General features: G+C 68.3%; 12 protein-coding genes and 1 tRNA gene. 3 read left to right on the top strand and 10 right to left on the bottom strand.

Features of this window, described 5'->3' with window-relative positions; all coding sequences use genetic code 11:
• Nucleotide 1 precedes the first annotated feature (1 nt).
• Nucleotides 2-862, bottom strand: coding sequence for an N-formylglutamate amidohydrolase (locus tag VK682_RS05950; protein ID WP_230795902.1), 861 nt, complete (start codon nucleotides 860-862; stop codon nucleotides 2-4).
• Between the two features lie 148 nt (nucleotides 863-1010).
• Between VK682_RS05950 and VK682_RS05945 the strand changes: the two genes are divergently transcribed.
• A tRNA-Val gene (locus VK682_RS05945) sits at nucleotides 1011-1085 on the top strand.
• A gap of 83 nt (nucleotides 1086-1168) precedes the next feature.
• Nucleotides 1169-1294 carry a type B 50S ribosomal protein L36 gene (gene ykgO, locus VK682_RS05940; protein ID WP_089843309.1) on the top strand — a complete coding sequence of 42 codons (126 nt, stop codon included), beginning with the start codon at nucleotides 1169-1171 and terminating at the stop codon, nucleotides 1292-1294.
• A 123-nt stretch (nucleotides 1295-1417) separates the two neighbouring features.
• Here the strand turns inward: ykgO and VK682_RS05935 are convergent, their stop codons facing one another.
• From VK682_RS05935 to VK682_RS05895, 9 genes are all read right to left on the bottom strand, one after another.
• Nucleotides 1418-2098 carry a phosphoribosylanthranilate isomerase gene (locus VK682_RS05935; protein ID WP_324781560.1) on the bottom strand — a complete coding sequence of 227 codons (681 nt, stop codon included), beginning with the start codon at nucleotides 2096-2098 and terminating at the stop codon, nucleotides 1418-1420.
• Nucleotides 2099-2188: 90 nt separating this feature from the next.
• Nucleotides 2189-2539 (bottom strand): lipopolysaccharide assembly protein LapA domain-containing protein, encoded by a 351-nt coding sequence (locus tag VK682_RS05930; RefSeq protein WP_089843319.1) that lies wholly within the window; start codon nucleotides 2537-2539, stop codon nucleotides 2189-2191.
• Between the two features lie 5 nt (nucleotides 2540-2544).
• Complete coding sequence (gene ihfB, locus VK682_RS05925; RefSeq protein WP_089844074.1) at nucleotides 2545-2826, bottom strand: integration host factor subunit beta; 282 nt, start codon at nucleotides 2824-2826, stop codon at nucleotides 2545-2547.
• A gap of 287 nt (nucleotides 2827-3113) precedes the next feature.
• On the bottom strand, nucleotides 3114-4790 hold the full coding sequence (rpsA, locus tag VK682_RS05920) for a 30S ribosomal protein S1 (RefSeq protein ID WP_089843325.1): 1677 nt from the start codon (nucleotides 4788-4790) through the stop codon (nucleotides 3114-3116).
• A gap of 361 nt (nucleotides 4791-5151) precedes the next feature.
• The gene (locus VK682_RS05915; RefSeq protein WP_324781559.1) at nucleotides 5152-6150 is read right to left on the bottom strand and encodes an aldo/keto reductase; all 999 of its coding nucleotides are present in this window, start codon (nucleotides 6148-6150) and stop codon (nucleotides 5152-5154) included.
• Nucleotides 6147-6767 (bottom strand): (d)CMP kinase, encoded by a 621-nt coding sequence (locus VK682_RS05910; protein ID WP_230795905.1) that lies wholly within the window; start codon nucleotides 6765-6767, stop codon nucleotides 6147-6149. Before VK682_RS05910 ends, VK682_RS05915 begins: the two co-directional genes overlap by 4 nt.
• 124 nt (nucleotides 6768-6891) lie before the next feature.
• Nucleotides 6892-8253 carry a 3-phosphoshikimate 1-carboxyvinyltransferase gene (gene aroA / locus VK682_RS05905; RefSeq protein ID WP_230795907.1) on the bottom strand — a complete coding sequence of 454 codons (1362 nt, stop codon included), beginning with the start codon at nucleotides 8251-8253 and terminating at the stop codon, nucleotides 6892-6894.
• 176 nt (nucleotides 8254-8429) lie between these two features.
• On the bottom strand, nucleotides 8430-9143 hold the full coding sequence (trmB, locus tag VK682_RS05900) for a tRNA (guanine(46)-N(7))-methyltransferase TrmB (protein ID WP_324781586.1): 714 nt from the start codon (nucleotides 9141-9143) through the stop codon (nucleotides 8430-8432).
• Between the two features lie 44 nt (nucleotides 9144-9187).
• Nucleotides 9188-10231 (bottom strand): aldo/keto reductase, encoded by a 1044-nt coding sequence (locus VK682_RS05895; protein ID WP_324781558.1) that lies wholly within the window; start codon nucleotides 10229-10231, stop codon nucleotides 9188-9190.
• Between the two features lie 164 nt (nucleotides 10232-10395).
• Between VK682_RS05895 and VK682_RS05890 the strand changes: the two genes are divergently transcribed.
• On the top strand, nucleotides 10396-11619 hold the full coding sequence (locus tag VK682_RS05890) for an MFS transporter (protein ID WP_324781556.1): 1224 nt from the start codon (nucleotides 10396-10398) through the stop codon (nucleotides 11617-11619).
• The last annotated feature ends 66 nt before the right edge of the window (nucleotides 11620-11685 follow it).

The following is an 11685-nucleotide window of genomic DNA, read 5'->3' as shown; positions in this document are numbered from 1 at the left end:
CCTATTCCGCCGCCAGCTGCTGGTCGCGGTGACCGATCGCCGCCACCTCGGACACCACGCCGCGCAGCAGCCGCCGGAACGGCTGGAAATTCGCATTGGGCCGGATGCTGGCCTCGTCCATGTAGATGGCGCGGTCAATCTCCACCTGCACCGCATGCTGGCGCCGCGACGGGCGGCCATAGGCCTGCGTGATATAGGCCCCGGCAAAAGGCGCGTTGCGCGCCACCACCAGCCCGGCGCGGCGGAAGGCCGTCTCGATCAGCTCGACGATCTCCGGCGCCGCCGAGGCACCAAACCGGTCGCCGATCACGATCTCGGGCCGCCGCGCGCCACCGCGTGCCGCCCCCTCCACCGCCTCATGCGGCATGGAATGACAGTCGATGAGAATCGTCTCGCCGAATCCCAGCAGCGCCCGGCTCAGCAGCGCCTGAAGCTGCGTGTGATAGGGCCGCCAGTACTGGGTGATCCGCCGCTCCGCCTCGGTCATGGGCAGCTTGCCGCTATAGATCGCCCTGCCATTGGCCACCACGCGCGGCACCACCCCCAGCCCGCTCGCGACGCGCGGATTGTGGCCGCCCCGCCGCACCCCTTCGATCAGCGCGGGATCCAGCTCGTCGGCAGCGCGGTTCAGGTCGACAAACGCGCGCGGCGCCCCGGCCCGCAGGAAAGGCGCGCCAAACTGCGGCGCACAGTCGAACAGCCGGTCGACAAAGGCATCCTCAGACGAGCGGATGGCGTGTTCGTCCAGAACGGTGCTGCGCAGGAAGCTCCACGGATAATCCCGGCCCGAATGGGGCGACGCGAAGACCACGCAGGACGTGGCCGCCTCGGGCATGTCAAGGTGATAGGCGACTTTCGGCATCTGCGCTCCTTCCGGCCGACAATAAACCATTTTCCCGGGCTGCCAAAAGCCCTTGATCCCGCTTCCGACTCCTTTTATAGACCCCTCCACCGGCGCGGTTCACCGCGCTCCGCATCATCGCGGAGCAAGGAGATCGCGCACACCATAAGGGCGGTTAGCTCAGCGGTAGAGCACTACGTTGACATCGTAGTGGCCACTGGTTCGATCCCAGTACCGCCCACCATGGAATTCACCGCGCGCGGAACTTGTCCCGCCGCATGCTGCAACGAAAGGCGCTCGCGCGCCGCGACAAGAGGAGAGACTGGAATGAAGGTCGCAAACTCACTCCGCTCGCTCAAACAGCGCCACCGCGACTGCCGCGTTGTGCGCCGTAAGGGCCGCGTCTATGTGATCAACAAGACCCAGCCCCGGTTCAAAGCCCGTCAGGGCTGAACCAAGGCTGACGCCTGATCTGACAAGGGCCATCCAAACGGGTGGCCCTTTGCTTTTGCAGCGTCTTTTATCCCGTGCCGGTGCTTGCCGCCGGAAAAGCGGCCCCCCACCGGTGCCCGCCCGTCAGAGGCGGGGCACAGCAGGCGCGCGGGCCAGATCGCGCGCCGCCGCCACGAAGGCCCGGATCAGATCCGCAGATTTCTGCCCCGGCGCCGTCTCGACCCCGGAGGACACGTCAAGCTGCCGCGTGCCGGTCATCGCCACCGCCTGCGCCACATTCTGCGGCGCGAGCCCCCCCGCCAGCATCCACGGCACCGGCCAGCGCCGCCCGGCAATCAGCCGCCAGTCAAAGGCCAGTCCGTTGCCGCCCGGCAGCGCCGCGTCCTTTGGCGCCTTGGCATCGACCAGAATCTGGTCTGCCACCCGGGCATAGGCGTCAAGCTGCGGCAGATCCTCGGCCCGCGCGACCCCCACCGCCTTCATCACCGGCAGGCCATACCGCGCCCGGATCTCCGCCACGCGCTCGGGCGATTCGTGCCCATGCAGCTGCAGCATGTCGAGCGGCACCCGCGCCACGATCGCATCCAGCGCCGCATCCTCGGCATCCACCAGCAGCGCCACCTTGGCGAGCCCCACCGGGGCCGCCAGCGCCAGATCCCGCGCCAGATCCACCCCGACCGCACGCGGCGACCGGGCATAAAACACAAGGCCCGCATAATGCGCGCCCGCCGCCGCCGCGGCAGCCACGTCCTCGGGCCGCGTCAGCCCGCAGATCTTGACCCTGATCCCGTCCGCGCTGGTCATCGGCGGCCCGTTCCTTTCATCTTGCCCCTAAACTCCGGGGGGAGGCGCGTCCCGCGCCGAGGGGGGCAGCGCCCCCCTGCCCCGCAGGGGTCAGCGGCTCTGGTCGAGAATGGCCAGAACCTCGTCCTTGTCCTTGTCGCGCTCGGCCTCGGTGCGCTTCAGCTGGCGCTCCAGACGGCGCAGCTCGGCCTTGCGCTGTGCTGCGGCGGCGCGGTGCTTGTGCTCGCGCAGCCATTCCCAGACGAAGCCGATCAGCAGACCCGCCAGAATCCCGCCGAAAAACACCAGAAACACCGGCACGGTCAGCATCTGCTGGAAGGCCAGCAGGGTCGCCATGTCATCGGGCAGCAGCTGCAGCGTGACCGGCCCCCGGTTGGCCAGCGCGATGGCGATCAGCAGCACGGCCAGCAGGCCCAGAAGCAGGTAGCGGATGTAGGTCATTCAGGTCACTTTCCGTTCAGGCGGTCGCGCAGCAGTTTTCCGGTCTTGAAGAAGGGCACACATTTCTCCTCGACATCCACCGCCTCGCCGGTGCGCGGGTTGCGCCCCAGCCGGGCATCGCGCTGCTTGACCGAAAAGGCGCCGAAGCCGCGCAGCTCCACCCGGTCGCCCCGGGCCATGGCATTGGTGATCTCGTCAAAGATCGTATTCACGATCCGCTCCACATCCCGTTGATAAAGATGCGGGTTCTCCTCCGCGATCTTCTGGATCAATTCCGATCTGATCATCTTCACCATCCCTGTGCTGCGTCTTCCGCGCCCCTCGTATTCTAGGACTATACGCCGAGCCGCTCAAAAGGAAACCGGGCGGTGAGGAGAAAAGCCCATTTATCGCAGCAGTTTGCAGCCATTCCAGCGGGCAGCGGGGCCCCTGCGCGGGCCTCTCGCGCGGTTTTCCGCCGAAAGTCCGGGTGCTGCGACTCACCCGCGCGCTCCGCCAGCCAGCCCGCCGAAGGCCGCGCGCAGCAAAAAGGCCCCGCCGAAGCGGGGCCTTTCCAGCCTGTCACAGACAGGACTTACTCGTCGCGCTTCAGTGCCGCGCCAAGGATGTCGCCCAGCGATGCGCCCGAATCAGAGGAGCCATACTGTTCCACGGCTTCCTTCTCTTCGGCGATCTCGCGCGCCTTGATCGACAGGCCCAGACGACGGGTCTTGCTGTCGATATTGGTCACGCGCACGTCGATCTTGTCGCCCACCGAGAAACGCTCGGGGCGCTGGTCGGCACGGTCGCGGGCAAGGTCGGACCGGCGGATGAAGGACTTCATGCCTTCGTATTCCACCTCGACGCCGCCTTCCTCGATCGCCGTCACTTCGACGGTGATGATCGAGCCGCGCTTCACGCCGCCAACCGCATCGGCGAACTTGTCACCACCCAGGGCCTTGATGGAGAGCGAGATGCGCTCCTTGTCGGTGTCCACTTCGGTGACCACGGCCTTGACCACGTCACCCTTGCGGTAATCCTGAATGGCTTCTTCGCCGCGCTGGTCCCACGACAGGTCGCTGAGGTGCACCATGCCGTCGATCTCGCCGGGCAGGCCGATGAACAGACCGAATTCGGTGATGTTCTTGACTTCGCCCTCGACCTCGGTGCCCTCGGGATGAGTTTCCGAGAACACTTCCCACGGGTTGCGCATGGTCTGCTTGAGACCCAGCGACACCCGGCGCTTGGCCGCGTCGATCTCCAGCACCATGACATCCACTTCCTGCGAGGTGGACACGATCTTGCCGGGATGCACGTTCTTCTTGGTCCAGGACATTTCCGACACGTGGACCAGACCTTCGACACCGGGCTCCAGCTCCACGAAGGCGCCGTAATCGGTGATGTTGGTCACGCGGCCCTGATGGACCGAGCTCAGCGGGAACTTGACCGCCACCAGATCCCACGGATCTTCCTGCAGCTGCTTCATGCCGAGGCTGATGCGGTGGGTGTCCTTGTTGATCTTGATGACCTGAACCTTGACGGTTTCGCCGATCGCCAGAATCTCGGACGGGTGGTTGACCCGGCGCCACGCCATGTCGGTGACGTGCAGCAGGCCGTCGACACCGCCCAGATCCACGAACGCACCGTATTCGGTGATGTTCTTGACCACGCCGTCGACCGTCTGGCCTTCGGTGAGGTTGGCGATGACTTCCGCACGCTGTTCGGCGCGCGATTCTTCAAGGATCGCACGACGCGAGACAACGATGTTGCCGCGGCGACGGTCCATCTTGAGGATCTGGAAGGGCTGCTTCAGACCCATCAGCGGGCCGGCATCGCGCACGGGGCGCACATCGACCTGAGAGCCGGGCAGGAACGCGACAGCGCCGCCCAGATCCACGGTGAAGCCACCCTTGACGCGGCCGAAGATCGCGCCTTCGACGCGGGCATCGTCGGCATAGGCCTTTTCCAGACGGTCCCAGGCTTCCTCGCGGCGGGCCATCTCGCGGGAGATGACGGCTTCGCCCCGGGCGTTCTCGGCGGAGCGCAGGTAAACTTCGACCTCATCGCCGACGGAAACGTTGGGAGTCTCGCCGGGTTCGGCGAATTCCTTAAGATCGACGCGGCCTTCCATCTTGTAGCCGACATCGATGATGGCCTGGCCCGCTTCAATCGCGATGACCTTGCCGCGGACAACCGAACCTTCGTCCGGGGTGTCCATTTCGAGGCTTTCGTTAAGGAGGGCCTCGAATTCCTCCATGGTGGTATTTGCCATGTGGCGTATATGTCCTTTACATCGGTTTTTTTGCTGGCCATGCGGTTGTCTCCGCCGGTCTTGGGATTGGTCTTTCGGGCTTCCGCGAAGCACAGGATGGGCCGTTGAACCGACCCTGCCCGCCCCCTGAAGGCGGGCGTCGCAAGCCTTGCTGGACGCGCGCGATATAGCTGCCACACCCCGTCAAGGCAAGGCTTAAAGCCATCCGGCCCGCAGGTCCTGCCCGCAGCGGCGCACCGCCCGCGCGCCCGGCCCCGGTCCCGCGCCCTTCTTCTTGGCACAAGTATCCCGGGGGGCGCGCGCCGCAGGCGCGCGGGGGGCAGCCCCCCCCTCTGCCCCCTCCAGCCCGCACAAGCCGCGATCAGCAGAACCGTTCCGGCCCCACATACTGCCCGTCGGAATAGCGGTCGCCATGCGCCCAGCCCACCGGCAGCACCGACTCGATCCGGGCCAGATCCTCCGGCCCCAGATCCAGCTCGAGCCCGCGCAGCAGTTCGCGCAGATGCGCCACCGACCGCGTGCCGGGGATCGGCAGCACCGGGCCGTCCTGCGCCAGAAGCCATGCGATGGCCAGCCCCGCCGCAGGCACCTCCATCTCTGCCGCCAGCCGCCGGAACCCGTCGGTGATCGCCAGATTGGCGGCAAAATTCGGCGGCTGGAACCGGGGATTGTCGCCCACGAAGCTGCCCTTGCCGAATTTCGCCGGATCAAGCGGCGCATCGGTCAGCAGCGACCGACCCACCGGCGAGAATGCCACCAGCGCCACGCCAAGCGCGCGGCAGGCCTGCAGCAGCCCCAGTTCGACAAAGCGCGAGGAGAGCGAATATTCCGACTGCACCGCCGCCACCGGAAACACCGCATGGGCCCGCCGCAGCGACGAGGGCGCGATCTCGGAAAAGCCCACCGCCCGCGCCTTGCCCTTGGCGACGATCCGGCCCAGCCCCTCCGCCACCTCCTCGATGGGGATGGCCGCCTCGCGCCGGTGGACATAGAACAGGTCGACCTGCTCCACCCCCATCCGCGCCAGCGATCCGTCCAGCTCTGCCTCCAGATGCGCGGCGCTGTTGTTGAAGACGCGCCGCCCCTGCGCATCCTGCGTGATGCCCGCCTTGGTGGCGATGTGCAGCTTGTCCCGCGCGCCGGGATTGGCGGCAAGCCACGCGCCGATGGTGCGCTCCGACCGGCCCTTGCCATAGACATTGGAGGTGTCGATATGGCGCAGCCCCGCCGCCACGGCCGCATCCAGCACCGCAAAAGACGCGGCCTCGGTGGTCTCGCCGTAAAAATCGGCAAAGGACATGGCCCCGATCCCCAGCGCCGGAATCTCCGGCCCGCCCTGTCCCATGATCAGCGTTTTCATGCCCGCGCTCTCCCGCTTCGTGTTTCTACCGCCGCAATGGCCGCCGCCACCGCCGCCTCCACATCCAGCGCCGAGGTGTCGATCACCACCGCGTCGGGCGCCGCCCGCAGCGGCGCATCGGCCCGCGTCGCATCCCTGTCGTCGCGCTCGCGGGTCTCTTCCAGCACGCGCGCGTAATCTGTCGTAACGCCGGTGGCGCAAAGCTCGTCAAAACGCCGCCGCGCCCGCACTTCGGGGCTCGCGGTCACGAAGAGCTTGGCATCCGCCTCGGGGCAGATCACCGTGCCGATGTCGCGCCCGTCCAGCACGGCCCCGCCATCACGCCGGGCAAAGGCGCGCTGGAAATCCACCAGCGCCGCGCGCACCTCCGGGATGGCCGCCACCCGCGACGCGGCCTGCGACACCTCCGGCGCGCGCAGCCCGGACCCGCCCAGATCCTGCGCCGTCAGCGTCTGCGCCGCCGCGATCGGCGGCACGCCCTCCAGCATCAGCCGCCCCACCGCGCGGTACAGCAGCCCGGTATCCAGATGCGCAAAGCCGAAATGCGCCGCAACCGCGCGGCTGATGGTGCCCTTGCCAGCCGCCGCCGGCCCGTCGATGGCGATGGTGAAAGCCATGCGTCGTCCTTTCCCTCAAAGCCTGATGCCGTGCCCAGGGCGGCAAGCTTAACCCGCGTGACCGGACTGACAAGCCGCATGGTCCCGCACCAGAGCAGCGCACCAGACCAGCGCGGCGGCCACCTTAGCCCGCCGGATCCGCGTCCGCAGCCCCCAGATCCGCCCCAAGCCCGCGCATCAGCGGCTCGAACACCGGGAACGAGGTGGCGATGGGGCCGCCATCATCCACCGTCACCGGCGCCTCCGTGGCCAGCCCCAGCACCAGAAACGACATGGCGATGCGGTGATCCAGATGCGTGGCCAGAGTGGCCCCGCCCGGCACGGCGCCAAAGCCGCGCCCCTCGACCGTCCACCAGTCTTCGCCCGCCTCCACCGTCACGCCGCAGGCGCGCAGCCCCACGGCCATGGCCTCGATCCGGTCGCTTTCCTTGACGCGCAGTTCCTTGACGCCGGGCATATGGGTGCGCCCCTCGGCAAAGGCCGCCACCACCGACAGCACCGGATATTCGTCGATCATGCTCGCCGCGCGCTCTGCCGGCACCTCGATGCCGCGCAGGTCGGGCGAAAACCGCGCCCGCAGATCGGCGACGGGCTCGCCGCCCTCCTCGCGCGGATTCTCGAAGACCAGATCAGCCCCCATCTCCTGCAGGGTAAAGAACAGCCCCGCCCGCGTCGGGTTCAGCCCGATATTCGGCACCAGCACGTCCGAGCCTTCGGTGATCAGCGCCGCACAGACCGGAAACGCCGCCGAGGACGGATCGCGCGGCACCGCAATCACCTGCGGGCGCAGCTCGGGCTGGCCCTGCAGGGTGATGACCCGCCCCTCCGGGCCGTCTTCGCTGGAAATGACCGCGCCGAACCCCGCCAGCATCCGCTCGGAATGATCCCGCGTCGCCTCGCGCTCGATCACCACGGTCTCGCCCGGCGCATTGAGTCCGGCCAGCAGCACCGCCGACTTCACCTGAGCCGAAGGCACCGGCGTGGCATAGCGCACCGGCATCGCCTGCTCCGCCCCGACCAGAACCAGCGGCAGCCGCCCGCCCGACCGGCCATAGGCATGGGCCCCGAACAGCCGCAGCGGATCGGTGATCCGCGCCATGGGCCGCTTGTTCAGGCTGGCATCGCCGGTGAAGGTGGCAGAGATCGGCGTGGTGGCCATGGCCCCCATGATCAGCCGCACCCCGGTGCCGGAATTGCCGCAGTCGATCACCTGCGCGGGCTCGGCAAAACCGCCAACGCCAACACCCGTCACATGCCAGACATCGCCGCGCTTCTCGACCTCGGCGCCAAAGGCGCGCATGGCGCGGGCCGTGTCCAGCACGTCCTGCCCTTCCAGCAGCCCGCTCACCCGCGTCTCGCCCACGGCCAGCGCACCAAGGATCAGCGCGCGATGCGAAATCGACTTGTCCCCCGGCACCTCCGCCTGCCCGCGCAGCCCTGCGGACTTGCGCGACACCATCGCTCTGGCTTCCCCGTGGCTCGACATGACGCCCCTCCTGTGATCACTCGCGCGCCATGTAGCAGCGCCCGCCGCCTCCGTCCATCGCCCTGCGGCGCCCGGGTCTCGGCATAAGGCCCGCCCCTTCATCTTGCCGGATAAACTCCGGGGGGAACGGACCGCAGGTCCGTGGGGGGCAGCGCCCCCCTGCCGCGCCGGTCGCCTCAGCCGCGCCGGAAGGTCAGGTAATGCGGCACCCTTCCCTCGCGCAGCGCCTTTTTCTCGTAGCGCGTCGGCAGCCAGTCCTCCCAGGCGCGGTGCAGATCCTCCGCCGCGCAGCGCACCCGCGTGAACCCGGCCTTCGGGACCTCCGCCAGCGTCTGGCGCACGTAATCGGGAATGTCGGTGGCCACCCGGAACTCCGCCCCAGGCGCCAGAACCCGGGCCAGCGGCACCAGATGCTCCTGCGTCACGAAACGGCGGCGGTGATGCCGGGTCTTGGGCCATGGGTCGGGATAAAGCAGAAAGGCCTTCTGCACCGATCCGTCGGGCAGCACGTCAAAGATGTTGCGGGCATCGCCGGGATAAACGGCAAGGTTCGACACGCCCGCCGCGCGGATCTTGCCCAGCAGCATGGCCACGCCATTGATGAAGGGCTCGCAGCCGATGATCGCCACCTGCGGATGGGTGGCGGCCTGATGCACCAGATGCTCGCCGCCGCCGAATCCCACCTCCAGCCAGACCGGCACCTCGCCAAAGCGCGCGCGCAGATCCAGCGGCACGCGGTCGGGATTGACCTCCCAGTCGACCGGGCCCGGCGACAGCGCCACCAGATCCTCGTCCAGATAGGCTTCCTGCGCCGGGCGCAGCGTCTTGCCCTTCAGGCGGCCATAGAAATTGCGCCACGGCGCGCCGGGATGCTTGTTGGAACTGGTCATGCCCGCGCCATAGCCAAGGACGCGGGCCAAGGCAACATCGCGCCTCAATAGGGCATGGGATGGGCCTTGTGCAGATCATCCAGCGCCGCCAGCAGATCCTCCGGCAGGACCAGATCGGCCGCCCCCAGCAGATGCTCCAGCTGCGCCAGCGTGGTGGCGCCAAAGATCGCCGAGGTGACAAAGGGCCGCCCCGCCGCCCAGGCCAGCGCCATGTGCACCGGATCGATCCCATGCGCCCGCGCCAGATCAAGATAGGCCGCGACGGCATCAAAGGCGCGGTCGGTCTTGCGCCCGCCCAGCGTGCCGTTCAGCGCCATGCGCGAGCCCTCGGGCACCGACCCGCCCTGATACTTGCCGGTCAGCAGCCCCGCCGCCAGCGGCGAATAGGGCAGCAGCCCCACCTCCTCGTTCACCAGAAGCTCCGCCAGATCGGTATCGGCCATGCGGCACAGCAGCGAATATTCGTTCTGCACCGAAGCGACGCGCGGCCCGCCGGTATCCGCCGCGATGCGCAGCCATTCCGCCGTGCCCCATGTGCTTTCATTGGACAGACCAAAGGCGCGGATCGTGCCGCGCGCCACCTCCTCGGCCAGCGTGCCCAGGGCATCCGCCATATGCTGGCGCGTCGCCTCGCGGTCCTGCGTCCATGGCGCAAAGCGCCAGCTCTGCCGGAAGGCATAGCTGCCCCGGTTGGGCCAGTGGAACTGGTAAAGGTCGATCACCTCGCAGCGCAGCCGCTTCAGCGAGCCTTCGATGGCCGCGCGGATCTTCTCGGGCGTAATCGGCGCGCCGTCGCGCACCGCCTTCTGGCCCTCGCCGGTGATCTTGGTGGCCAGAATCCAGTCCTGCCGCCGCCCGCTGCGGGCAAACCACGCGCCCAGAATCTCCTCGGACCGGCCCACGCTTTCCGCCCGCACCGGGTTCACCGGATACATCTCGGCGCAGTCCATGAAATTGATCCCCGCCGCCTGCGCCCGCTCGATCTGGGCAAAGGCCTCCTCCGGCGCGGTCTGGTTGCCAAAGGTCATGGTGCCAAGGCACAGCCTCGACACCGTCATCCCGGTGCGCCCAAGCGGGGTCATCTGCATCGCGTCTCTCCTGGTTCCCATGTCGCGGCGCAGACTAGCGGGCCGCGCGGGCTTGCCAAGCCCCGATTCTCCCACCGCGCCAAAGCCGCCCCAAGCACCGAAAACGACCCCGCAATGTCGCAGCCGGTCGCGACACCCCCGGTTCCCCATGATCCTCAGAACCCATGCGCCTGCCTTTGTCCTTTGCGGCCCTGTTTCTGTCGGTGGTCCTTCTGCAACTGTCCACCGGCGGCGTCGGCCCGCTAGACGCGCTTTCCGGATTCGCACTGGACTTCACCACCACCGAAATCGGCCTGCTGGGGTCGGCACATTTCTTGGGCTTTTTTGCGGGCTGCTGGTGGGCGCCGCGGCTGATGGGCTCGGTCGGCCATTCCCGCGCCTTCGCCGCCTTCACGGCACTTGGCGCAATGGGGCTGATCGCGCATCCGCTGGTCCCCACCCCCGAAGCCTGGGCGGTCTTCCGCCTCGCCTCGGGGCTCAGCGTCGCGGGCGCCTATACGGTGATCGAGGCCTGGCTGCAGGCAGAAGTCACCAACGAGACCCGGGGCCGCGCCATGGGCGCCTACCGGGTGGCGGATATGGGCGCCTCGCTCGCAGCACAGCTGGTGATCGGCGTGCTCGAACCTGCGCATTACGTCAGCTACAACCTGCTGGCGCTGCTCTGCTGCATGGCGCTGCTGCCCATCACCCTGACCCGCCGCCGCCAGCCCCGCACCCCCGCCGCCCCGCGGCTGCGCCCGGCGCTGGCGGGCGCGCGCTCGCCGCTGGCCGTGGCGGGGGTGCTGACCGCCGCGCTCTCTTCGGCCAGCTTCCGGATGGTGGGCCCGGTCTATGGCGCAGAGGTGGGGCTCGCCCCCGACCAGATCGCCTTCTTCCTTGCCGCCTTCGTGGCCGGGGGGGCGCTGGCGCAATATCCCGTCGGCTGGATCGCCGACCGCTGCGACCGCAGGCAGGTGCTGATCTGGCTCTCGGTCGCGGCCATCGCCTCCTGCGTCGCCACCGCCACGCTCACCAGCCTCTCCCCCACCGGCGTCATGATCATGGCGGCGATCTTCGGGCTGACCACCTTCCCGATCTATTCGATCGCCGCCTCCCATGCCCATGATTTCGCCGAGGATTCGGAACGGGTCGAACTCTCCGCCGCCCTGATGTTCTGGTATGCGGTGGGGGCCATCGCCGCGCCCTCCGCCGCCGCCGCGCTGATCGAGGGCTTCGGCCCGCCCGCGCTCTTCACGATGATCGGGCTTGGCCATCTGGCGCTGGTGATCTTCGGCCTGATCCGCCGCCGCGCCCGCCCCGCCACCCGGCGCACCGCCTATGTCTATGCCCCCCGCACCAGCTTCCTGATCGGGCGCCTGCTGTCGCGCCAGCGCACGCCGCGCGACTGAGCGTTTCTTCTGACCGCAAATATCCCCGGGGAGCGCGAGGGGCAGGCAGCCCCTCGCTCCGCCACT

Source organism: Salipiger marinus (assembly GCF_035481585.1).
Classification (GTDB): domain Bacteria; phylum Pseudomonadota; class Alphaproteobacteria; order Rhodobacterales; family Rhodobacteraceae; genus Salipiger; species Salipiger marinus.
Note: the sequence above shows the minus strand (reverse complement) of the source record. Positions and strands in the feature narration are given on the sequence as shown.

Coding starts and splice junctions, on each gene's coding strand:
- VK682_RS05950 (WP_230795902.1), bottom strand. CDS start 862: ATGCCGAAAGTCGCCTATCACCTTGACATGCCCGAGGCGGCCACGTCC.
- ykgO (WP_089843309.1), top strand. CDS start 1,169: ATGAAGGTCGCAAACTCACTCCGCTCGCTCAAACAGCGCCACCGCGAC.
- VK682_RS05910 (WP_230795905.1), bottom strand. CDS start 6,767: ATGGCTTTCACCATCGCCATCGACGGGCCGGCGGCGGCTGGCAAGGGC.
- VK682_RS05930 (WP_089843319.1), bottom strand. CDS start 2,539: ATGACCTACATCCGCTACCTGCTTCTGGGCCTGCTGGCCGTGCTGCTG.
- VK682_RS05890 (WP_324781556.1), top strand. CDS start 10,396: ATGCGCCTGCCTTTGTCCTTTGCGGCCCTGTTTCTGTCGGTGGTCCTT.
- rpsA (WP_089843325.1), bottom strand. CDS start 4,790: ATGGCAAATACCACCATGGAGGAATTCGAGGCCCTCCTTAACGAAAGC.
- trmB (WP_324781586.1), bottom strand. CDS start 9,143: ATGACCAGTTCCAACAAGCATCCCGGCGCGCCGTGGCGCAATTTCTAT.
- ihfB (WP_089844074.1), bottom strand. CDS start 2,826: ATGATCAGATCGGAATTGATCCAGAAGATCGCGGAGGAGAACCCGCAT.
- aroA (WP_230795907.1), bottom strand. CDS start 8,253: ATGTCGAGCCACGGGGAAGCCAGAGCGATGGTGTCGCGCAAGTCCGCA.
- VK682_RS05895 (WP_324781558.1), bottom strand. CDS start 10,231: ATGCAGATGACCCCGCTTGGGCGCACCGGGATGACGGTGTCGAGGCTG.
- VK682_RS05915 (WP_324781559.1), bottom strand. CDS start 6,150: ATGAAAACGCTGATCATGGGACAGGGCGGGCCGGAGATTCCGGCGCTG.
- VK682_RS05935 (WP_324781560.1), bottom strand. CDS start 2,098: ATGACCAGCGCGGACGGGATCAGGGTCAAGATCTGCGGGCTGACGCGG.